The organism is Aeromonas sp. SCS5 (assembly GCF_001887375.1).
GTDB classification, from domain to species: domain Bacteria; phylum Pseudomonadota; class Gammaproteobacteria; order Enterobacterales; family Aeromonadaceae; genus Aeromonas; species Aeromonas jandaei.
This window is the reverse complement of sequence record NZ_LFCS01000002.1, coordinates 121227-144573: the sequence shown is the minus strand read 5'-3', so window position 1 is coordinate 144573 and position 23347 is coordinate 121227. Positions and strand designations below refer to the sequence as shown.

Below are 23347 nucleotides of genomic sequence, written 5' to 3'. Positions count from 1 at the left end.
TGATTAACAGGCCAACAGCCTAGCTGGGGAGCATGCTGGCTGGTGGTTTGATACCGAGGAGCTACTGCGCTGAATCTTTGATAATTTCCTCGACCCGTACCTGCAGGCTCCCTTGTGCCAAGGTGGTGATGAGCTGATCGCCACTGTTGACCTGATCGGCGCGGCTGATGACTTCGCCACGCGCAGTGCGGGTGATGGAGTAGCCGCGCCCCAGAGTGGCGAGCGGGCTCACCCCGTCGAGGCGGGCGGTGAGCATGGCGAGGCGGTGACTGGCAAGGTCTTGCCGCTTGGCAATCAGAGCATAGAGCCGCTCCTCGGCCAGCTGGTGGCGGCGCTTGCCAGCTGCCAAGAGACGCTCCGGACTTTTGCCCTGCAGGCGCAGCTCAAGGTTGACGAGGCGCCGCTCACCCTGATGCAGGCGCTGGCGCAATAGCTGCTGCAAACGGGTGGAGAGTTCGTCGAGGCGCTGGGACTGCTGTTCCAGCCGCCGTTTCGGATCCTGATGGTCGAGCCGCTTTTGCAGCAGGATGAAATCGTGGCGGGCGGCGGTCTGCTGGCGGCTCATCGCCTGCAGCAGTTGCTGCTTGAGGTGAACCAGACGCTGGGCACGGGCGCTCTGATCCGGCGCCACCAGCTCGGCGGCAGCCGAAGGGGTAGGGGCGCGCAAGTCGGCGGCAAAGTCGCTGATGGTGACATCCACCTCGTGGCCCACTGCGCTCACCACCGGTATGGCGGAGTGGGCAATGGCGCGGGCCACCGCCTCTTCGTTAAAGCACCAGAGATCTTCGAGCGAGCCGCCGCCGCGCCCGACGATCAGCACATCCACCTCGGCGCGCTGGTTCGCTTTGGCGATCGCCGCGACGATCTGGCTGATGGCGGCGCTCCCCTGAACCTGAGTCGGGTAGATAAAGACCGGCAGATCCGGCGCGCGCCGTTTAAGCACCGTCAGCATATCGTGCAGGGCGGCACCTGTGGCGGAGGTGATAAGGCCCACCGCGCGCGGTTCACGGGGCAGCGGCCGCTTGCGGCCTTCGTCAAACAGCCCCTCTGCACCGAGGCGGCGCTTGAGCTCTTCAAAGCGCAGCGCCAGCACGCCGTCGCCAGCGGGCTGCATCGACTCGATGATCAACTGGTAGTCGCCGCGCGGCTCATAGAGGGAGACCCGTGCCTGCACCAGCACCTGCATGCCATCCTGCGGGCGGAAGGCCACCCGCCGGTTGTTGCCCTTGAACATGGCGCAGCGCACCTGGGCCGACATGTCCTTGAGGGAGAAGTACCAATGGCCGGAGCTTGGCATCGCCAGATTGGAGAGCTCGCCGGTCAGCCACACCAGCCCCAGATCCTGCTCCAGGATCATGCGCACGGCGCTGTTGAGGCGGGTGACGGTAAAGACCTGCTGCTCGCGGCCGTTCGCCGCACTGGATGAGGTAAATCGGTTCAATGGCGTACCTATGGTCTGCCCCGGCGGGGCCGGGATAAAACGATGGACGCTATCTTACCCCAGCGCGGGGCAGGTGCCGAGCCTCTATCTGGAAGTGATGCGTTACGGGTATTCAGGCCATATATAACTTGCCACGCATGAAGACATTCAGTATCCACGGTCACAGCCTGTTGTCATCGACAAATTTTTAGGAAAAACGGTGCCATCAAGGCCGGCTCTCACACCGCAGGAATATTCCCTGCATTTCATTTCAGGGTCGAGTATCAAGATACTGCCAGCCCGATTAACTATGCGTAACGAGCATGCTTTATCTAGTTCATCTGTATCCGATGAGGGTATATATTGGTATTCATTTCCAACAAGTTTGGCTATGCCATTAATATCACAAATATGCCCATTTGTATTAAATGTCAATATGGAGAAAGATATGGTTTTATTGTCTTTTTCTTCAATGGATATACAATTTTTAGCATCAATTAAGTAATATCCTTCCTTTGTCGAGTTACTTATTATTGGTACTGAATGCGAGAGATAATGCGTACCAATCATTGTTGTATCGGCAGGGATGCTCTTTTCCCAATTTTCCAGTGTTTCCAGTCTGATCCGATAATTTTTGATTAGACAGTCAGCAGATGAGCACTCTTTCTTAATCTGTTTCAGCCAAGCTCGTTGTGATTTTTTTATAATATCATTATCTGCGCTATTTTTGAGTGAGAGTAGATATGTTTTGGCAAGTTCTTCATCTAATTTACTCAGCTCAGGCGTCATACATATCAACTTTTCATTTGATGTTTTTGCTTTCTTACAATCAAAACTGGCGGCATGAGATAAATAGGGTGAGATAATGAATGATGCTGCGACAAACAGATTTATGATTGATTTGTTACGTGACATTTCAACTCCGTATTGGGGTTTTAAAAAAATAAAATGTTGATTTGTTGCTAGATTATGGCGCTGAGGTAACCCCTTATGAAAACAAGCTTCAGCTATTGGTGCGGTGGATTCGTAACCACGGCATATGTGAGTAATCATACGGAGCTCATGATGTTTTGCACCACTAATTTTTCACCTGTGCAACAAATGGCCTGTATGTTGTCTCATAGGTATGACAATGGCGAAAATGGTTGCTGTCTTATAGGGGCTGCCGCAGTGGCAAAACCGTGCCCGAATAGGAGATATGTGCCGTGCGAGGCGCGATTCGAACAAGAAAAAGCGCTCAAAAAACAAGCATGTTGACGCTCTTTTTGGTGCGCTAGGTAAGGTGAGGGGAGCCATTCTGACCGCTCTGAGAGGGGCGTTTGGCAAACGGGCAGGGTGCATAAAACACCACTTTGCCAACTCTTTTGCCCCGAAATGGCGGTTTTCGTACTGATAATCTTGGTTTTTTGGCGTTTTGGCCTCCTAAATGAGGGCTACGCCATAAAAAATTCAAAAAACTTCTTTACCAGTGACCAATCCGTGAGTAAACTTCGTCGGCAATATTTTACACCCCCACTTCCTCAACGGTGAGATATTGCCATGCTCAGGATTGCCAAAGAAGCGTTAACCTTCGACGATGTACTGTTGGTTCCCGCCCACTCCGAAGTTCTTCCCAATACTGCCGATCTGCGTACCAAGCTGACCTCCGCCATCAGCTTGAACATCCCGATGATTTCCGCTGCCATGGACACAGTGACCGAAGCCCGTCTGGCTATCGCACTGGCCCAGGAAGGCGGTATCGGCTTTATCCACAAGAACATGTCCATCGAGCAGCAGGCTGCCGAAGTGCGCAAGGTCAAGAAGTACGAGAGCGGCGTGGTCACTGACCCCGTCACCGTACGCCCTGACATGACCATCGCCCAAATCAAGGAGCTGAGCCACAAGAATGGCTTCGCCGGTTACCCCGTGGTGACTGACGGCAATCAGCTGGTCGGTATCATCACCGGCCGTGACGTGCGCTTCGTGATTGACCTCTCCCAGACCGTTGAACAGATCATGACCCAGAAAGATCGTCTGGTCACCGTGCGTGAAGGGGCCCCTCGTGAAGAGGTGGTTGCCCTGATGCAAAAGCACCGTATCGAAAAAGTGCTGGTGGTGAACGCCGACTTCAAACTCAAGGGCATGATCACCGTTAAAGATTTCCAGAAAGCCGAGCGCAAGCCCCACGCCTGTAAAGATGACAAGGGTCGTCTGCGGGTCGGTGCTGCCGTTGGTGCCGGTGCCGGCAACGAAGAGCGCGTCGCCGCGCTGGTGGAAGCCGGTGTTGACGTGCTGCTGATCGACTCCTCCCACGGCCACTCCCAGGGCGTGCTGGATCGCATCAAAGCCACCCGCGAAGCCTATCCGGATCTGCAGATCATCGGTGGCAACGTCGCGACCGCCGCTGGCGCCAAGGCGCTGGTTGCTGCCGGCGTCAACGCCGTCAAGGTCGGTATCGGCCCGGGCTCCATCTGTACTACCCGTATCGTGACCGGCGTGGGCGTGCCCCAGATCACTGCCATCTCCGATGCCGTTGATGCGCTGGAAGGCACCGGTGTACCGGTTATCGCCGACGGCGGCATCCGCTTCTCCGGCGACATCGCCAAGGCCATCGCCGCGGGCGCCAGCTGCGTCATGGTCGGCTCCATGTTCGCCGGTACTGAAGAAGCGCCGGGCGAAATCGAGCTCTATCAGGGTCGCTCCTTCAAATCCTACCGTGGTATGGGCTCTCTGGGCGCCATGTCCAAAGGCTCCAGCGACCGCTACTTCCAGACCGACAACGCCGCCGACAAGCTGGTACCGGAAGGTATCGAAGGTCGCGTGCCTTATAAAGGTCGCCTCAAAGAGATCATCCATCAGCAGATGGGCGGCCTGCGCTCCTCCATGGGCTTGACCGGCAGCGCCACCATCGACGACATGCGCACCAAGGCTGAATTCGTGCGCATCTCCGGCGCCGGGATGAAAGAGTCCCACGTCCACGATGTGACTATTACCAAAGAAGCCCCCAACTATCGGATGGGCTGATAAAACGGGGCCCTGCGCCCCGTTTTTCCACCCTTTTTTTATCCCGTGCCCTTTGTGACAACATCAGCCTGATGCAGGAATAAAATGACTAAAGACATTCACCAGCACCGTATCCTTATCCTCGACTTCGGTTCCCAGTACACCCAGCTGATCGCCCGCCGCGTGCGCGAAATCGGCGTTTACTGCGAACTGTGGGCCTGGGACGTAACCGAAGAGCAGATCCGCGAATTCAATCCGAGCGGCATCATCCTCTCCGGCGGCCCCGAGTCCGTCACCGAAGCGGGCAGCCCGCGCGCCCCCGAGTATGTGTTCAACGCCGGTGTCCCTGTGTTCGGTATCTGCTACGGCATGCAGACCATGGCCGAGCAGCTGGGTGGCAAGGTGCAATCCTCCACCGAGCGTGAATTCGGTTATGCCAAGGTGGAAGTGCTGGGCGAAGCTGGCAAGAGCAGCGCGCTCTTGCGCAACATCGAAGATGCCATCGCCGACAACGGCAATGCCCTGCTGGATGTCTGGATGAGCCACGGTGACAAGGTCACTACCATTCCGGCCGACTTCACCACCATCGCCCAAACCCCGACCTGCCCGCACGCGGCCATGGCGTGTGAGGCCAAGCGTTTCTACGGCGTGCAGTTCCACCCGGAAGTGACCCACACCCGTCAGGGTGCCCGCATGCTGGAGCACTTCGTCAAAGACATCTGCGGCTGCGAATGCCTCTGGACCCCGGCCACCATCATCGACGACGCCGTTGCCCGCATCCGCGAGCAGGTGGGTGACGATGAAGTGATCCTCGGCCTCTCCGGCGGTGTCGACTCCTCCGTGGTCGCCATGCTGGTGCACCGCGCCATCGGCGATCGCCTCACCTGCGTCTTCGTGGATAACGGCCTGCTGCGCCTGAACGAAGGCACCCAGGTGATGGAGATGTTTGGTGATCACTTTGGTCTGAACATCGTCAAGGTCGATGCCGAAGAGCGCTTCCTCTCTGCGCTGGCCGGTGTTGACGAGCCGGAAGCCAAGCGCAAGATCATCGGCCGCGTCTTCGTCGAAGTGTTTGATGATGAAGCGAAAAAGCTGAAAAACGCCAAGTGGCTGGCGCAAGGCACCATCTATCCGGACGTTATCGAATCTGCTGCCAGCAAGACCGGCAAGGCCCACGTCATCAAGTCTCACCACAACGTCGGCGGCCTGCCGGAAGAGATGAAGATGGGTCTGGTCGAGCCGCTGCGCGAGCTGTTCAAAGACGAAGTGCGCCGCGTCGGCCTCGAGCTGGGTCTGCCTTACGACATGCTCTACCGTCACCCGTTCCCGGGCCCCGGTCTGGGCGTGCGCGTCCTTGGCGAAGTGAAGAAAGAGTACTGCGATATTCTGCGCCGCGCCGATGCGGTCTTTATCGAAGAGCTGCGCAAAGCCGACCTCTACAACCAGGTCAGCCAGGCGTTCGCCGTCTTCCTGCCGGTGCGCTCCGTTGGCGTCATGGGCGATGGTCGCAAATATGACTGGGTGATTGCCCTGCGCGCCGTCGAAACCATCGACTTTATGACCGCTCACTGGGCTCACCTGCCGTACGACTTCCTCGGTCACGTATCGAATCGCATCATCAACGAGATCAACGGTATCTCCCGCGTGGTGTACGACGTATCCGGCAAGCCGCCCGCAACCATCGAATGGGAATAAGCGGCACGCGCCCTGCTGCCCATCGAGCATAAAAATGCAAAAAAGACGCCCTTGCGGCGTCTTTTCTTTTTCCAATCGTTTGCGCCGCAATTTTCTGCCCGCTAGCAGCTTTGCCCGGGCGCGCCCCTGTCACATCTAACAGGGGGCGATTTCTGGCATCGGCACTAGGCTCTTTCATGCCCATTGCGACCGGCCCCTGATGATACAGCGCCAGCAAGCCTCATCAGGCAAGGCGGGCGGCAACAGGGCCGCGATGCGGCAAAGGGGTGTCAGCGTGCCAACCGGCAGCGGCTCCCGGTGGAGACCGGAAACCACTTGAATCAACGGGGCGCAGCCCGATCGGCCAAACGAATCGGGATCATAGAGCACGGAGAGTTTGATATGTCAGAACAAGCAGTGTTGGTAGGTGGATGGACCGCATATCACAAGCTGACCGCCGAAGATCAGGCAGTGTTCAATCAGGCGATGAAAGGATTTGTCGGGGTACAGTACACCCCCTTTGAAGTCTCCACCCAGGTGGTGGCTGGCACCAACTACCGCTTCAAGTGCAAGAGCACTGTGCCGCTCGCCCAGCCGATCCATGGCGAAGCCGTGGTGCAGATCTTCCAGTCTCTGGATGGCTCGGCCCATATCACCTCCATCACCCCGATCTGATCGGGTTGCGGGCAAGGCGGGGAGGGGGAGATCTCCTAACCGGTTTGCTACAGACTCCAGATAAAGAAAGACGCCTTAGGGCGTCTTTTCTTTTTCTGAGAGTTTATGGGATAGAGTTCGATGGAAATATGAGTGAAAGATAGTTGAACTAGATTTTTATACTAAGGGATGGTTGAACATACCTTAAATAAAGGAGTAAGATTATAAATCTGCTAACTTACGGTGGTAAATATGAAACAGATACAGAGAATAAAACTAGAACTACCCTACATGTCTGTACCAATCAATATAGATCTTGCTGGGAAAAACCTTATCGTCACAGGAAGTAACGGGTGTGGCAAAACAAGCTTTATTAAGAATCTAAATAATAGATTGATTTCCTGCACTGACCCCGATAAAACAATGGATAAGCTCATCTCAAATTTGAATTATGCTAGACAGGAGGTGAGCAAAGGAGCCGTAAACTCTAATTACACCTACTTCAAAGACAGGGTTTCTATTCTTGAAAATGAAATTGAAGATGTGAAGCGCGTCGTTGTTTCCGTTGTCGATGAAAATAATCTTAGGCAGGAGTACGCAGATAAACGGTTTGTTTTAAGTTACTATCCAGCGGAACGTCAGTCGAATATTTCAGTTGATAGCACAAGACCAAGTTTAAATGCTCTTAAGGCTGGCGAAGAAAGTAAAATGTTATCAGAGCACTTTGGTGTTTTATTTGAAAAGTATTTAGTGGCACAAAAAGTTATCTATAACGATATAGTTGCAACTCAAGATATTATCGCGAAGCCTCAAGCTGATAGGGTCGCTAAATGGTTGGAAAAGGTTCAATCTGATTTACGTTATTTGTTCGAGGATACAGAACTACATTTAACGTATAATAGAGAAAAGCAATCATTCGAGATTAATCAGGAAGGTAAAAGTCCTTTTCAATTCAATGAACTATCATCTGGCTTCTCCGCAATAATGTATATATACTCTGACTTGTTAATGAAGGTGGAGTTGAAGGATATACCAGCAGACAAGCTAAATGGCATCGTGCTAATTGATGAAATAGATGCACATTTGCATGTTTCTTTACAACGTCGAATATTATCCTTTTTCACTCATGCATTTCCTAGTATCCAGTTCATAGTTACAACACACTCTCCTTTTGTTGTTCAATCTGTAGGTGACGCTGTTATATATGATCTTTCTAAACGAGAACAGCTAGAAGATTTATCAAAGTTTTCATATCAAGCGATTTTGGAGGGATTACTTGGTGTAAGTATTAACTCTATGTCTACTGAAGACTTGCTAGATGAGTTAGACGATGCTATCAATATTGATAATTTTGATTTAACAAAAGTCAGCAAGTTATATTTAAAACTTGCAGTGCATGAAAAGGATTTAAGTCCTGAAGCAGTTTTACTCCTTTTAAAAACAAGAAAAGCGTTGGTCAAGAGTGGTTTTGATATGTCGAAGTTTAAACTTGGTCAAAAATAAAAATAGGGGTGGGTATGTTCAAAGTCGTGCGACCTAAAGAAGCTCCTGTTGGATTAGTTCAAGGTTATGATTCTGAAGATGTAGTGAAAGCATTAAGGAAGGCTTTTTATAAAAAGTGCTATTTGTGTGAGACAAAAAATCCAATGTCGCCAGAAGTCGAGCATTTTATACCTAAATCTGTTAATCCTGATTTAGAACGAGATTGGAACAATCTGTTCTATGCATGTCGTCGATGCAATTCAATAAAAAGTAGTAGTCCCGATAAATTACTTGATTGCACAAGAGTAGATGTTTTTTCTGCGATAACGTGTGAGTTACCAACTCTTAAAAAGAAACCAATTTTAGTTCGTGTTAATGATGGGTATGCTTCAATAGAAGCAGACAATACGGTTAAGTTACTTGAGAAATGTTATAATCGTAATGAGTCAGGCTATCAAGAAATTACAAGGGCGGAATTACGCAATCAGTTGGTTAAATTCTATGGGAAGTATTACAAGTATTCTGAAGCATTACTCGATGATGATAGTGGTAGAGCGCAAAAGAAAAAGGCTGCAGATAAATTAGAGCGAATGCTTCAGCCGGATTATCCGTATTCTTGCTTTTGGCGGAGGCTTTTTATGGAGGATGAAGAACTGATGGGGGATTATTCCCATCTGCTGAACCTTGTAGTACAGGAAAAAAGCACCACGCCGTAGGGTGCAATGAAATTGCACCTCTACTTTTGTTCCTCATACCTTGCACAAAAGCCGCTCGGCAAACGGTGCAATGCGCTGCGCTTATTGCACCCTACGTCTCTTCGTCAATTCGCTGGGGTGGTGTGGCTGAGCGTTGAGCTTTGCCAAAGTAACAAAAGGGGCGATCTTCGCCCCGAATTCTTTATAATGCCCCCCTTTAAAATCGCCGGACCCGGGTTCGGCGCGCGCTGATGGTCGCTGTGCCATCAGGCAGATCATCAGGATTGAGAAACGGTTATGCATACTCTGGAACAGCTGCGCGCGGGTGAACTGTGCGGCGCCCGCCATCTGAAGCTCTCTGAAAATCTGACGGAGTTCCCCAGCGAGATTTTGAGCCTGAAAGAGACGCTGGAGGTGCTGGATCTGACCGGCAACCAGCTAAGCACGCTCCCTGACGAGCTGGCCGGGTTTGGCAAGCTGCGCATCATCTTCTGCTCCGAGAACCGCTTTACCGAGCTGCCCGAGGTGCTGGGGCGCTGCCCGGCGCTCACCATGGTGGGCTTCAAGGCCAACCAGATTGCCACCGTCTCGGCCAAAGCGCTGCCCGCCGGTTTGCGCTGGCTGATCCTGACCGATAACGCAATTGAGCGGCTGCCTGATGAGTTGGGCCAGTGCGACGCTCTGCAAAAGCTGATGCTGGCGGGCAACCGCCTGCGCGAGTTGCCGGCCAGCCTTGCCAATTGCCGCAAGCTGGAGCTGCTGCGCATCGCCGCCAACCGCATCGAACGCTTCCCCGAGTGGTTGCTCTCGCTGCCGCGCCTTGCCTGGCTTGCCTACTCCGGCAATCCCTTTAGCGAGGGGGCGGAGGCGCGCGCCATCAGCGATGACCAGGTTGCCACCCTGCCGTGGCAGCGCCTGGCGCTTGGCGAGCTGCTGGGGCAGGGGGCTTCTGGCGTGATTCATCGCGCGGCCATGCACAGTGAGCCGCTGGTGGCAGATCGGATGGCCGATGAGTCGCGCGATGCCATTGGCGCGAGCGAGGTGGCGGTCAAGATCTTCAAGGGGGCGGTGACCAGCGATGGCTTGCCCCAGTGCGAGATGGCGGCGTCGCTTGCGGCAGGCGCTCATCCCAATCTTATTCCCGTCTTGGGGCGGGTGGCCGATCACCCCTCCGGCATGCCGGCGCTGGTGATGGCGCTGATCGACCCGGCCTTTGCCAATCTGGCGGGGCCGCCGAGTTTGGCCTCCTGCACCCGCGATGTTTATGACGAAGGGCTGCGTTTTACCCTGGCCGAGGCGCTGACGCTGGCCCTGGGGATTGCCTCGGTGGCGGGTCATCTGCACCAGGCCGGCATCATGCACGGGGATCTCTACGGCCACAATATCCTGTTTACCCGCGGGCCCTCTGCCCACGCCCTGCTCGGTGATTTTGGCGCCGCCTCCCTCTATGACCTGCATGAGCGCGAGCTGGCGCAGGGGCTGGAGCGACTGGAGGTGCGCGCCTTTGGCTGTCTGCTGGAGGAGCTGCTGGCACGCTGCGATGGCGATATTGAAGAAGCGCTGCTTGCCGATCTGCACCAGCTCACGGCGGCCTGCCTCTCTGAACTTCATGGCGAGCGGCCCGCTTTTGCCGAGATCGGCCGTCAGCTTGTGGCGGCGCGCAGCACGCTGTTGTGATCTTGCGGGCCTCTTCGGCCCGTTAAATCCTCCTCTTTTTCTCATCAATCATTACCAACCAATGCCATTTTGGCATGGGTTTAAGCCCCTGTTTGCCTGCCGGAGAGGCCAGATTGCCCCGCAGGCCATCACGGGAGAGGCGGTGAGGGGCCGCCCGATAAAAAGGGTAGGCAGAGGGTTGCGTGGTGCCGGTTAAGTTGTGATATTGAGGCATCTTTTAGTAAGCAATTTTTCGTAAGCAATGGGGAATCATGATGGAAGCTGCGTTTTGGCATCAGCGTTGGGAAGAGAACCGAATTGGCTTTCATCAGGCAGATTTCAACCGCTGGCTGCAATCCTGGTGGTCGGCGCAGCAGCCGGACGAGCCGGTGCTGGTGCCTCTGTGCGGCAAGTCCCGCGACATGCTCTGGCTGAGCGGGCAGGGCCATCCGGTCGATGGCTTCGAGCTCTCCTCCGTCGCTATCGCCAGCTTTTTCAGTGAAAACAACCTGAAGGCGACGGTGAGCGAGGTGGGCCCCTATCAGAGCCATCAGGTCGATAGCCTGCGCATCTTCGAGGGGGATTTCTTTGCCGCGCCCGAGCTCGGTCGCCGCTATCGGCTGGTCTACGACCGGGCGGCGCTGATCGCCCTGCCAACCGCCATGCGCCGCCAGTATGCGGCGCTGATGAGCCGACTGGTGGAGGAGGGGGGTCAGATCTTGCTGGTGACCCTTGAATATCAGCCGGAGCAGCAGAGCCAGCCGCCCTTCTCGGTGGGCGAGATGGAGGTGCGGGCGCTGTTTGAACGGGACTTTCGGGTTGAGGTGCTGGGGCGGGCTGCCGAGGTGGATCACCCGCGGGTGCTCTCCGGTCAGCTCTCCTATTTCGATGAAGTGGCCTATCGCCTGATCCGCCGCGCTTGAGAGGCGGCAGATGGGCGGCAAAGGGTGATCCGGCAGGGCAAATGAGTCTTCAGGTGGACTCTTCGCTACCTCCTTTGACGTAGATCAACGTGGTTTTCGGGGGGAGTGCCTAAGATGTGGCTGTTTCTCAATCACTGTTGGCATTGTACGGCGAGTTCAAGGGGTTTCCTGCTTGCCTGTCATCAACTCAGTGTCTGATTTTCACGCTCATGTTCACTTTTGGCGGCTTTGTCGCAATTGTTATGGTTTTTCCAGCCGACCCTCGTGGGTCGGCTTTTTATTGGCTGCGATTTGCCGTGGAAGGAAAAACGGGGAGATGCGAGGCCTGATCAGGCCTCGAAGGTGGCGGCATTGAGCCGGAATGCTCGTGGATCGTCGATAAACTGGCCGGTGATCCGCTCCTCGTGCTCGTGCCCCTGCCCGTAGCTGCAGAGGATCAGCCGATCGGAGGTGCGTGAACGCAGCTGGGTGATAAAGCGCACCAGGTCGGCGCGCGTCAGCTTGCCGACCTCCTCGCAGACCCGTTCCCGCTGATCGAACCCCAAGTCCTTGTTGCCGATGCTGACCCACAGCCGCTGGCCGCGGCTGCGCAGATTGGCGTCGCGCTCGCTGAGCTGGGCCTGCAGCCCGGCCTTGCTCTCCTGCCACTGCTGCTCGGTAAATTCGAGCATGGCCAGCGGGAAGAGGTCGATAAACTCCTCCACCGCGTCGAGCAGATGCTGGGGCCCCGCTACCGGCGACTGGATATAGAAGATGAGACCCGGGTGGCGATTGAGCGGCAGGTTGCCTGCCCCCACCACATAACCGAGCTGCTGGCGGGTGCGCAGTTCGTGGAAGAAGGTGGAGGACATGATGTGGTTGGCCAGGGTAAAGCAGGCGAGATCCCGTGCCCGGGTGGTGCGGGACTGGTAGTAGACCAGCAGGGCCGAATCTTCGTGCTCGCAGCCCTGCTCGCGAATAAGGGTGCCCCTGTCCTGAATCGAGATAAGCGGGCGGCGGGTCTCGCCACTGGGCTTGCTGCTGGTGCCATTGATGTCGCTCAGGTGGCGCTCCATCAGCGCCGCCAGCTCCAGCGCCTCGGCCGCAGTCCAGTCGCCGTGCACCAGCGTCTCGATATGCACCTCGGCAAAGAGACTCGCCACGAAGTCAGGCATCTCGGAGAGCTCGACGGTGCGCAGGTGGCGCAGCAGCTGCTCGAACGGCGGGTTGTTGGGCTGCAGCAAACTGGTGAGCTGGTTGAACAGCTGGGAGATGGGGCGCGCCTTGGACTGGTTGTCCCAGTTGCGAATGAGCGCCTCCTTGATCTCGCTAAAGCGGCCCGGGTCGGGGTAACCCAGGGTGCGGTTGCCGAGGATCATGTCGAGCAGCAGCGGCTGCTTGTCGGCAAAGCCGCTCAGGTTGATGGTAAAGCCCCCCTGATGGGCATAGATCTGGTAGCCAAGCCCCGCCAGCTCCGCCGGATAGGTGAGGGCGTTGAGGTGGTCGGCCAAAAGCTCCACCGCAAGGCGCGCCATGGCGATGTGGCGCGGGCTTTTGACCGCGTGTTCGCTATCGATGGAGATATAGAGATTGCCCTTGGGCACGCTAAAGAGGTGCTCGTGGAGGTGCCAGAGGCGAAAGCCGGGGCGATCGATAAGGCAGGCCGGCATCTCGGCGGCGATCTCCGGCGTGCGCGGATCGAGTCGGCTGCTGATAAAGGGGTTGGGCTTGGGCAGCGCCAGTGCCTTGTCCGGTTCGCTCTGCTGCCAGCGGATCTTCTCCGCCTCGGTGATGGTCGCCACGCTGTAGGGGGTCTGATACCAGCGGGCCAGCCGGTCGGTGGTCACCTCCGGCGCCGTGATGGTCATGCGCAGGTTGTGCGGGGTGAGCTTGGCGAGGAAGCGGCGGATCAGCGCCTCGTCATATTCGCGCATCATGTAGTCGCCGTGCAGCAGATCCTCCGGCTGGTAGCTAAAGAGGTTGAGCACCAGCCCCGAGACGGTATCGAGGGGGCGGCCGCGCTCCTGAAAACGGAACGCCGATTCGAGCACGGTACGCTTCTCGTCGTAGCGCCAGGCCTGCAGCCCTGCTCGGTCGATAAGCTTGAGGTAGCCAAACAGGAAGGCCACGATCTCGTCCACATGTTCAAGGCCGAGCGGGGTGAGGCCGAAGTTGACGCCAAAATCCTTGAAGTTGGCGCCACTGATACCGCCGCCTGCCGAGAGCTGGTTGACCCAGCCTTTCGCTTTAAGCAGGGAGAGCAGGCTGCCATCCCCTTCGTAGCCGATAAGGTGGCTCAGGAAGGTGAGGGGCTTTTTGTCATAAAAGGCGTCCACATTGGGTAGCGGGAAGGTGAGCGCCAGTTTGCGGGTCTCTTTCACCGGCTTGATCTGGATGCGGATGCCGAGGTCGTCGAGCCGGTAGAGTGGCATATCGAGAGTCGGCGTTCCCAAATTGCGATTCAAAATGGGAGCGAAATAGCGACAGCACCACTGCAACTGGGTGTCGATGTCGGCAGGCGACATCATCACCAGCGCCATGCGATCCGCGCTGTAGTGGCTCTCGTAGAAGTTGATGAGGTCGGAGCGCAGGTCCCGTCTCGGAAGATCGGCCAGGGTATCGAGGTTGCCCACCGAAAACTTGGCAAAGGGGTGAGCGGGGTTGACCGTCTCCTTGTGTACCTGATAGCTGCGGCGCACATCATCCTGCAGTTTGAGGCGGTATTCGGAGTCGACCGCGTTGCGCTCCTTGTCGACCCACTCCGGATCGAAGGTGGGGCAGATGAAGAACTGGGCGAACCGGTCGAGACCCGCCTCGAAGAAGCCGTTGTCGATCTCGAAAAAGAAGTTGGTGAACTCGGTGCCGGTCCAGGCGTTGTTGCTGCCGCCATGACGGCTCATAAATTGCTGGTACTCACCTGGCTTGGGGTAGGTAGCGGTACCGAGAAAGAGCATGTGTTCGAGAAAGTGAGCCATCCCCTGCCGGTCGGCCGGATCGTCAAAATGGCCGGTATTGACCGCCAGAGAAGCGGCGGATTTATCGGTATCGGGATCGCAAATCAACAAGACCCTGAGCCGGTTGGCCAGCTCCAGATAGTGGTATTGCCGATGGTCATTGGGACTGGCATATGGGCTCATTGGTGGGCGACTCACGTTGGATTTATTTGAATTTAAACATGATTATCGACCCCGCTACCCGGTGAGGCAAACCCTTTTCTGAGAGGTAGCGCAATTGTTTCAACACCCGTGGCAGGGTAAGATCCCCCGGCTATCAAAACAGGCCCGTTGGGCGAGGTTGTAATGAAGATCTATATCATGCGTCATGGCCAGGCTGGCATGAATGCGAAAACTGATGAACAGCGTCCATTGACCGAGCAGGGCATTGAAGAGTCCCTTCTGATGGCCCGCTGGTTGGCGCCTCAGCTGACCGGTCGTATCGATCGGGTGATCCACAGCAACTATCTGCGCGCCCGCCAAACCTGGCAGACCATATGCAAGGAATTACCAGACGCCGTCGTGGTGGAGGAGAGCGGTGACATCACCCCTTATGGTGATCCAGCATTTGTCTCCAGCTACCTGACCGCGCTGGCAGAACGGCATCAGCAGATCATGCTGGTGAGCCATCTGCCGCTGGTGGGATATCTGGTGCAGAGCCTCTGCCCGGCCGCCGGAGCCCCCATGTTCGCCACCTCGGGCATTGCCTGCATCGAGTGGCACAATGGCAAAGGATCCTTGCTCTGGCTCGAAGGGCCGCATACAATAGGCTAAAAGTTAATAAAAAGTTATAGATTGAATTTTTTGGGAAGAGATGGGCGAGTTTTCCGGATTTTTATGATTATTTTACGGAATTAATTCGCAGAAGCTGCTGTCATACGGATACAACTGCAAGAGGTTGCAAACGATGAGAGTGTTCAAGAAGTACCTGCCACTGATGGTGGCAAAACACGTCAAAACCTTCTTTAAAGGTCGGATCTATATCCATGGTCGGGGGCGGTTTGATTTTCAGTCCGGTTTGTTGCTCATGCCGAGCCAGGCGGACATTCCCCACCGTCAGACAGTCACCGAGGTCAATGAGCTGATCTCCAGACTGCACATGGATGCGGCGTGATAATCTTCTGAGCGTGTTTCTGCACGGATATGCCCGCGTTATGCGGGCATATTTGTTTTTGTCGATCCGGTTTTCTCTCTCGTGCCTCCCTTGATGACGGCTTTGTTTCTCACCCGTTGCCCCCTATACTGCCTCGCTCAATTTTTGTTCGGGATGCCGGAGCCGTTGATGCCCCTTGCCTTTCTGTTCCCTCTCTCCTGCATTGCCATCTGGGCTGGCAATGGCGTCGTCAGCAAACTGGCGGTTGGTGTCTTGTCACCCGCCGCGTTCGCCTGGTCCCGCTGGGTGGTGGCTGCGCTGGTTCTGACCCCTTTTCTGGCTCGCCGGGTATGGCGCGAGCGGGCCCGCCTGCGTGCCGGTATCTGGCAGATCGCCGCGCTGGCGCTGCTTGGCATGGTGCTCAACCAGACCTTCGGCTACTACGCGGCGCAAACCATGGGCGCCACCGAGATGGGGCTGATGATGGGGTTGACGCCGCTGCTCACCGTGTTGTTCAGCATCTGGTTGCTGCGCGAGCGCCCCACCTGGGGCGCCATCCTGGGGGCACTGCTCTCCATCATGGGGCTGGCCATTTTGCTGGGGCAGGGGGATCCGACCCGGCTCTTTACCCACGGCATCCAGATTGGCTCGGTCTACATGCTGCTCTCGGCCGGCACCTATGCGCTCTACAGCGTACTGCTCAAGAAGTGGGATCTGGGGCTCGACAACTGGTCTCTGCTCTACAGTCAGGTGCTCTGCAGCGTGGTGCTGCTGACCCCCTTCTATCTGCTGATGGATGGTCAACTGCCCGAGGCGCGCGCGCTCTGGCTCATCTTCTATGCGGGGATCCCCGCGTCGGCGCTCTGCCCCTGGCTCTGGATGCAGGGGATCACCCTGATCGGTGCCAACCGTACCGCCATCTTCATGAACCTGTTGCCGGTGATGACGGCTGGGCTCGCCATCTCACTGCTCGGGGAGCGGTTGACCGCCTACCATCTCATCGGCGGTGGCCTGACCCTGCTCGGGGTGCTGCTGGCCCAGCTGCTGGTGCAGCCGGTGGTATTGAGACGCCGTGCCCGACAGGAGATGGCCGTCTGTCAGGATGAGTGAGTGCGCCTATCGCCAGAGTGAAAATGAAAGCGCCTGCAGTAATGCAGGCGCTTTTTTGATGGCGGCTCTTTATGGTCAGAGCACTACTGATCAGCGCTACGGGGCAACCAGATAGAGATCGCGGCTGTAGACGATATCTTGCGGGTTCTGATAGGGGTAACCCTTGACGAAAGGCTTGAGCAGGCGCGACTTGACGTAGAAGTAGACGGGGGCAATAGGGGCCTCGGCATCGATCAGCGCTTCTGCCTGCTGATAGAGCCCGTTGCGTTCGTCAGCATTCTGCGCATCGTGAGCCTTGGCCAGCAGGGCGTCGTACTCCTTGTTGAACCAGCGACCGCTGTTGGCGCTGCTGCTGGAGGTCAGGATGTCGAGGAAGGTAGAGGCATCGTTGTAGTCGCCATTCCACGAGTAGCGGCTCACCCCGAAATCCCCCTCGTTGAGGGTGGAGACCATGGTCTTCCACTCCATGTTGTTGAGGGTGGCTGTGACCCCCAGATTGTGTTTCCACATGGATGATATGGCCAGCGCGATCTTCCTGTGGCTCTCGTTGGTGTTGTAGAGAATGTCCACGGTGAGTGGCTTGTCCGGGCCATAACCTGCTTCGGTCAGCAGGGCTTTGGCCTGCTTGATCCGCTCCTCTTTGCTCTGCAGCTGGCTGGCCGGTTTTTTCAGATCAAAGCCATCCACGCTCGGTGGGGTCAGGCTGAAGGCGGGCAGTTGTCCCTGACCCAGGATCTTGTCGGTGATGGTCTCCCGATCGATGGCGAGCGACAGTGCCTTGCGCACCTTCGGATTGTCGAACGGTTTGCGCTGTATGTTGAAGACGTAGTAGTAGGTGGCCAGCATGGGGGCGCTGACCAGCTCCTCCGGACTCTGGCTCTTGATGTGCTGGTACTGCTCCAGCGGATAGGTGGTGTAGTGCAACTCGCCGGTGCGGTAGCGGTTGTAGGCGGAGGTCTCCGACACCACCTCCAGATAGATCACCTTGTTCAGCACTGTGTGCCGGTTGTCCCAGTAGTGCGGGTTGCGCTCGGCAGTCAGCCGCTCGTTGGGGGTCCACTCCTTGAGCACAAAGGCGCCGTTGGAGACGATATTGCCGGGCTTGACCCACTCCTTGCCATATTTCTCGATGGTGGCTTTGGGGGCGGGGAAGGTGGTGTAGTGCGCCAGCGTTTTCAGGAAGAAGGGAACCGGGTTTTTCAGGGTCACTTGGAGGGTATGTTCATCCAGCGCCTTGACCCCCAATGCATCGGGGCTCTTCTTGCCCTGAATTACTTCACTGGCATTGGCGATACCCATCAATTCGATAAACCAGGCGTAGTTGGAGGCGGTCTTGGGATTGGCCGCCCGCTGCCAGCCGTAGACATAGTCGGCGGCGGTAACCGGCTCGCCGTTCGACCACTTGGCCTCCGGCCTCAGCTTGAAGGTGTAGACGGTGCCGGTGCTGTCGAGCTCGTAGCTGAGCGCGCCAGCAGGCTGGGTCTTGCCGCTGGCATCGAGCACATAGAGACCTTCGAACAGATCGTTGACGACGGCGCTGCCGGCACTCTCTTCCACCAGTTGCGGATCTATGGTGGTGGGTTCGGTGCCGATATTGGTGACAAAGGTTTGTTGCTCCGGGGGGAGCAGCTTGGTGCCGGCCGGCACTTCGGCAGCCCAGACGGGCAGGGAGAGCAATCCGGCTACCGTGCCGGCAATGATAGTCTTGTTCATTGATAATCCTTATGTTTTTGCTTCCAACGGAAAACGAGTGTGCGTGATTGGCGTTTGGAACTCAATAGGGGAGAGGCCACCACGTATCTGGTGGGCGAAACGACAGGCCAAAGAGGGGGAAATGTCAGTAAGGTCGCTGTTTGGCGCCGTTTTTTGGCGCAAAATAAGAGGCTTAAAGTTACCGTATGGCCCCCTTTTTATGACCGAAACGAGTACAAATCGGGTTCAGATTGCCGTTTTATTAGCCCGCTTAATTCGCTGCAAAAACAAAAAGCAGACGTTACATTAAGTTACAAAACAACACGACCGAGGATCGGCTCTTTTTTTGTCGATGCTTGCAAACGTTTTCAACGCCAACGGAAACGATCTTAAAGGACCAAAAATGCGAAACATGATCACCATGGGCGAGTTCATCGTCAAAAAGCAGGCTGATTACCCTACCGCGACCGGCGAACTGACCTCGCTGCTGAGCTCAATCCGCCTTGCCGCCAAGGTGGTGAACCGGGAGATCAACAAGGCCGGGCTGGCCGATATCATCGGCTCCATGGGGGCTGAAAACGTGCAGGGCGAGGTGCAGCAGAAGCTGGACGTCTACGCCAACGAGCGCTTCAAGGCGGCGCTGGAGGCGCGCGGTGAGGTGTGCGGCATGGCCTCCGAGGAGGAGGAGGACTTCGTCGCTTTTGACTCGCCGCTTTCCAAAAATTCCAAATACGTGGTGCTGATAGATCCCCTCGACGGCTCTTCCAATATCGACGTCAACGTTTCGGTCGGAACCATCTTCTCCATCTATCGCCGGGTCAGTCCGCAGGGCTCCCCCGTCACCCTCGAGGATTTCCTGCAGCCGGGCAACCGTCAGGTTGCGGCCGGTTACGTGGTTTACGGCTCTTCCACCATGCTGGTCTACACCACCGGCTTTGGCGTCAACGGCTTTACCTATGACCCTTCCATCGGCTGCTTCTGCCTTTCCCACGAAAACATCCGCATTCCGGAGGAGGGCAAGATCTACTCAATCAACGAGGGCAACTACATCAAGTTCCCGGACGGGGTGAAGAAGTACCTCAAATATTGCCAGGAGCGGGATGAAGCGACCCACAGACCCTACACCTCCCGCTATATCGGCTCCCTGGTCTCCGATTTCCATCGCAACCTGCTCAAGGGTGGCATTTACATCTATCCGTCCGGCACCAACTCGCCGAACGGCAAGCTGCGCCTGCTCTATGAGTGCAACCCGATGGCGTTTCTGGTGGAGCAGGCAGGCGGCAAAGCCTCTGACGGCTTCAACCGCATCATGGATATCCAGCCCACCGCGCTGCACCAGCGTACCCCCTACTTCGTCGGTTCAACCAAGATGGTGGAGCGGGCAGAGGCCTTTATGCGCGAATTCTCTTCCCACGAGGACCCGGCCAGTCAGGGGTAATTCTCTGATTTATCGCGAGTGAATAAAAAACGGGAGCCGCACAGGCTCCCGTTTCGTTTTGGCGTTCGCAGCCGTTACTGGCTGTGACTGGCCAGATCCGCCAGCAAGCCATCCACCAGCTTGAGGCGCATGGCTCTGTCCTGAGTCGGCACCTGGAAGCGCAGCCGGGTCGGCCCGTCCATCTTGTAGATGCGCGGCTGCTCGGAGAGCAGCTTGACCAGATAGGTCGGGTTGACCTTGGTCTCCTGGGTGAAGTCGAGATAGCCACCGCGCTCGCTCATCTCCACCCGGCGAATGCCAAGGGCGGTAGCGCGCTGACGGAAGGCCGCCAACTCCAGCAGGGTTTTGGTCGCCTCCGGCAACAGGCCGAAGCGATCGATCAGCTCCACTTTGAGTTCGCGCAGCTCCTGTTCGTCCGCCGCGCTTGCGATCCGCTTGTACATGGAGAGGCGCATGTTGACGTCCGGGATGTAGTCGTCCGGCAAGAGCGCTGGCAGGCGTAGCTCCACCTCGGTGTGCTGGCTCATCAGTTGCTCGAGAGATGGCTCCTTGCCCGATTTCAGCGCCTCGACCGCCTGCTCCAGCATCTCCATGTAGAGGGTGAAACCCACCGATTCGATCTGACCGCTCTGATCGTCGCCGAGCAGCTCGCCTGCGCCACGGATCTCCAGATCGTGGGTGGCCAGCGCAAAGCCGGCGCCGAGATCTTCGAGGGAGGCGATCGCCTCCAGCCGCTTGGCCGCATCCTTGGTCATCAGCTTGGGATGGGGGGTGAGCAGGTAGGCATAGGCCTGATGGTGGGAGCGGCCAACCCGGCCCCGCAGCTGGTGCAGCTGGGCCAGACCGAGATGATCAGCCCGATCCATGATGATGGTGTTGGCGCTCGGTACATCGATACCGGTCTCGATGATGGTGGTGCAGACCAGCAGGTTGAAGCGCTGGTGGTAGAAGTCCGACATCACTCGCTCAAGCTCACGCTCGCGCATCTGGCCGTGGGCGATGCCGATGCGCGCCTCCGGTACCAGTTCGGCAAGGTCTGCCGCGCACTTCTCGATACTCTCCACGTCGTTGTGCAGGTAGTAGACCTGCCCGCCGCGCTTCAATTCCCGCAGCACCGCCTCGCGCACCACCGCCGGTTCGTGCTGGCGGACAAAGGTCTTGATGGCGAGCCGCTTGGCGGGCGGGGTGGCGATGATGGAGAGATCCCGCATGCCCGACATCGCCATGTTGAGGGTACGCGGAATGGGGGTGGCGGTGAGGGTGAGGATGTCCACATCGGCCCGCAGCGCCTTGATCTTCTCCTTCTGGCGCACCCCGAATCTGTGCTCCTCATCGACGATGAGCAGCCCCAGATCCTTGAAGGTGAGCTCGGAGCCGAGCAGCTTGTGGGTACCGATGATGATATCCACCTTGCCCTCGGCCAGCTCCTGCATGACGCTGTTTTGCTCCTTGGCGGAGCGGAAGCGGCTCAGCACCTCGACCCGTACCGGCCAGTTGGCGAAGCGGTCGCGGAAGTTGTCGTAGTGCTGCTGGGCGAGCAGGGTGGTGGGCACCAGCACGGCAACCTGTTTGCCGCCATGAACGGCCACAAACGCCGCCCGCATCGCCACTTCGGTCTTGCCGAAGCCCACGTCGCCGCACACCAGTCGGTCCATGCTCTTGGCCTGACACATGTCCCCCAGCACCGCATTGATGGCGTTGAGCTGATCCTCGGTCTCCTCGAACGGGAAGCCGGCGGCAAACTGGCGATAGGCTTCGCGGTCGTGTTTGAAGGCAAAGCCGGCGCGAGCGGCGCGGTGGGCGTAGACATCGAGCAGCTCGGCCGCCACGTCGCGTACTTTTTCCGCCGCCTTGCGCCGCGCCTTGCTCCAGGCCTCGCCGCCGAGCTTGTGGCTGGGCGGGTTGTCAGAGCCGGTGTAGCGGCTGATAAGGTGCAAACTGGTAACCGGCACGAACAGCTTGTCGCCGCCAGCATATTCGAGAGTCAAAAACTCGGTGGGCAGGCCACCGGCGTCGATGGTTTCGAGCCCCAGATAGCGGCCGACTCCGTGATCGAGGTGCACCACCGGCTGGCCCTGGGTCAGCTCGCCGAGGTTTCTGATCACCGCATCGGAGCTTAAGTTTTTGCTCTTCTCCCGTGCCCGCTTGCTGCGTACCTTGCCACCCAGCAGCTCGGTCTCGGTGATCAGGGCCAGTGGCTGATTACTGGCATCAGCTCCGGCCTCTTGCCACAGGAAACCGCGCTCAAGAGGGGCAACCAGCAGGCCGTGGCGATCCTGGCTCGCCATAAAGGCGTCGAGGGAGGGGAACTCCTTGGGTTGCAGGGCGATGCGCGCCAGCAGCTCGCCCAGCACTTCACGCCGACCCTCGGACTCCACCGCAAACAGGGTGCGCCCGGCAAAGCCTTGCAGGAACTGGTTGAGCGCCAGCAGCGGCTGCTCCTTGCTGTGGTCGAGTTGCAGGTCCGGCAGCGTGCTGGCCGGCATATCGTGTTGCCCCGCATCTCCCGCAGTCGGCCCCTCCTGCAACCTGACGGCGCCGTAGTGGCCAAGGGCGGCAAACAGCTGCTCCACCGGCAGGTAGAGCTGGGCCGGGGGGAGCAGGGGACGGGTGTTGTCCCAGCGCCTGTCCTCGTAGCGTTGCTCGATGTCGTTCCAGAAGCGCTGGGCGGCGGGGTAGATATCCCCCACGGTGAGCAGCAGGGTCTCTGCCGGCAGGTAGTCAAACAGGCAGGCCGTCTGGTCGAAGAAGAGCGGCAGATAATACTCGATGCCGGCAGGCCAGTGCCCCTTGCTCACCTCCTGATAGACGGAGCCCTCGGCGCGGGAGATCTCGAACTGCTCGCGATAGTGGCCGCGAAACAGCTCGATGGCCCCCTCATCGGTCGGAAACTCCCGGGCTGGCAGCAGGCTGACGCTCTTGACCGGTTCGCTGGAGCGCTGGGTTTCCGGATCGAACGGGCGGATGGAGTCCACTTCATCGTCGAAGAAGTCGATGCGATAGGGGCTGCTGCTGCCCATGGGGAAGAGATCGAGCAGGGAGCCGCGGGCGGCAAACTCGCCGTGCTCCAGCACCTGATCCACCGCCACGTAACCCGCTTCGGCGAGGCGCCCGCGCAGCTGTTGCAGGTTGAGGCGCTGGCCGCTTTTCACCATCAGGCTGTATTTGTCGAGATAGGCGCGCGGCGCACAACGCAGCATCAGGGTCGAGACGGGGACGATCAGTACGCCACTGCTCATCTGCGGCAGCTTGTAGAGGGTCTCGAGCCGCTGGGAGATGATGTCCTGATGGGGGGAGAAGGTGTCGTAGGGCAGGGTTTCCCAATCCGGAAACAGCAGTACCGGGCAGCCCTTGTCGGCCAGCAGGTATTGCAGTTCCTGCTCAAGGCGCAAGGCACTCGGAGTATCTGCGGTGAGCAGCAGCACGGGCCCCTTGTTTTGTGTAATGAGGCGAGCGGCGATGAGCGAGAGGCTGCTGCCGACCAGTTGGCCGAGCGTGATCTTTTGGCCCGCTTTGGCGGGCAAGGCGGGGAGTGTCATTGGCATCGTTCGATTCT

Annotated in this window: 16 protein-coding genes; 11 read left to right on the top strand and 5 right to left on the bottom strand. The window is 57.5% G+C overall.

Going from position 1 to position 23347, the window contains the following annotated elements:
• Positions 1–61 precede the first annotated feature (61 nt).
• Positions 62–1441, bottom strand: a complete 1380-nt coding sequence (gene xseA / locus BS300_RS02230; protein WP_071910501.1) for an exodeoxyribonuclease VII large subunit — start codon at positions 1439–1441, stop codon at positions 62–64.
• Positions 1442–1588: 147 nt separating this feature from the next.
• Positions 1589–2473 (bottom strand): lysozyme inhibitor LprI family protein, encoded by an 885-nt coding sequence (locus tag BS300_RS02225; protein WP_083593333.1) that lies wholly within the window; start codon positions 2471–2473, stop codon positions 1589–1591.
• 486 nt (positions 2474–2959) lie between these two features.
• Between BS300_RS02225 and guaB the strand changes: the two genes are divergently transcribed.
• From guaB to BS300_RS02190, 7 genes are all read left to right on the top strand, one after another.
• Positions 2960–4423 (top strand): IMP dehydrogenase, encoded by a 1464-nt coding sequence (gene guaB, locus BS300_RS02220; RefSeq protein WP_041207517.1) that lies wholly within the window; start codon positions 2960–2962, stop codon positions 4421–4423.
• An 84-nt stretch (positions 4424–4507) separates the two neighbouring features.
• Entirely contained in the window at positions 4508–6097 is a 1590-nt protein-coding gene (gene guaA, locus BS300_RS02215; RefSeq protein WP_041207518.1) for a glutamine-hydrolyzing GMP synthase, read from the top strand.
• Positions 6098–6478: 381 nt separating this feature from the next.
• Entirely contained in the window at positions 6479–6751 is a 273-nt protein-coding gene (locus tag BS300_RS02210) for a hypothetical protein (protein ID WP_033115211.1), read from the top strand.
• A 231-nt stretch (positions 6752–6982) separates the two neighbouring features.
• Entirely contained in the window at positions 6983–8233 is a 1251-nt protein-coding gene (locus BS300_RS02205; RefSeq protein WP_071910497.1) for an AAA family ATPase, read from the top strand.
• A gap of 14 nt (positions 8234–8247) precedes the next feature.
• On the top strand, positions 8248–8928 hold the full coding sequence (locus BS300_RS02200) for an HNH endonuclease (protein ID WP_071910495.1): 681 nt from the start codon (positions 8248–8250) through the stop codon (positions 8926–8928).
• Between the two features lie 276 nt (positions 8929–9204).
• Complete coding sequence (locus tag BS300_RS02195) at positions 9205–10584, top strand: leucine-rich repeat-containing protein kinase family protein (RefSeq protein WP_071910492.1); 1380 nt, start codon at positions 9205–9207, stop codon at positions 10582–10584.
• Positions 10585–10838: 254 nt separating this feature from the next.
• On the top strand, positions 10839–11486 hold the full coding sequence (locus BS300_RS02190) for a thiopurine S-methyltransferase (RefSeq protein WP_071910682.1): 648 nt from the start codon (positions 10839–10841) through the stop codon (positions 11484–11486).
• A gap of 329 nt (positions 11487–11815) precedes the next feature.
• Here BS300_RS02190 and BS300_RS02185 read toward each other — a convergent pair whose 3' ends face one another.
• The gene (locus BS300_RS02185) at positions 11816–14602 is read right to left on the bottom strand and encodes an insulinase family protein (protein WP_071910490.1); all 2787 of its coding nucleotides are present in this window, start codon (positions 14600–14602) and stop codon (positions 11816–11818) included.
• Positions 14603–14764: 162 nt separating this feature from the next.
• On the opposite strand from BS300_RS02185, the gene sixA reads away from it, so the two are divergent.
• The 3 genes from sixA to BS300_RS02170 all read left to right on the top strand — a co-directional run bounded on the left by sixA (position 14765) and on the right by BS300_RS02170 (position 16661).
• Entirely contained in the window at positions 14765–15232 is a 468-nt protein-coding gene (gene sixA, locus BS300_RS02180) for a phosphohistidine phosphatase SixA (protein WP_041207521.1), read from the top strand.
• A gap of 133 nt (positions 15233–15365) precedes the next feature.
• Complete coding sequence (locus BS300_RS02175; RefSeq protein WP_026457339.1) at positions 15366–15572, top strand: DUF1107 domain-containing protein; 207 nt, start codon at positions 15366–15368, stop codon at positions 15570–15572.
• Between the two features lie 168 nt (positions 15573–15740).
• The gene (locus BS300_RS02170) at positions 15741–16661 is read left to right on the top strand and encodes a DMT family transporter (RefSeq protein WP_071910489.1); all 921 of its coding nucleotides are present in this window, start codon (positions 15741–15743) and stop codon (positions 16659–16661) included.
• 96 nt (positions 16662–16757) lie between these two features.
• On the opposite strand, the gene BS300_RS02165 is transcribed toward BS300_RS02170, so the two are convergent.
• Positions 16758–18374, bottom strand: coding sequence for a peptide ABC transporter substrate-binding protein (locus BS300_RS02165; protein ID WP_071910487.1), 1617 nt, complete (start codon positions 18372–18374; stop codon positions 16758–16760).
• Positions 18375–18756: 382 nt separating this feature from the next.
• Here BS300_RS02165 and fbp point away from each other — a divergent pair, with 382 nt between their 5' ends.
• Positions 18757–19791: a class 1 fructose-bisphosphatase gene (gene fbp, locus BS300_RS02160; protein ID WP_041207524.1), complete on the top strand. Its 1035-nt coding sequence runs from the start codon at positions 18757–18759 to the stop codon at positions 19789–19791.
• 74 nt (positions 19792–19865) lie between these two features.
• Here the strand turns inward: fbp and mfd are convergent, their stop codons facing one another.
• Positions 19866–23330: a transcription-repair coupling factor gene (gene mfd, locus BS300_RS02155; protein ID WP_071910485.1), complete on the bottom strand. Its 3465-nt coding sequence runs from the start codon at positions 23328–23330 to the stop codon at positions 19866–19868.
• Positions 23331–23347 lie beyond the last annotated feature (17 nt).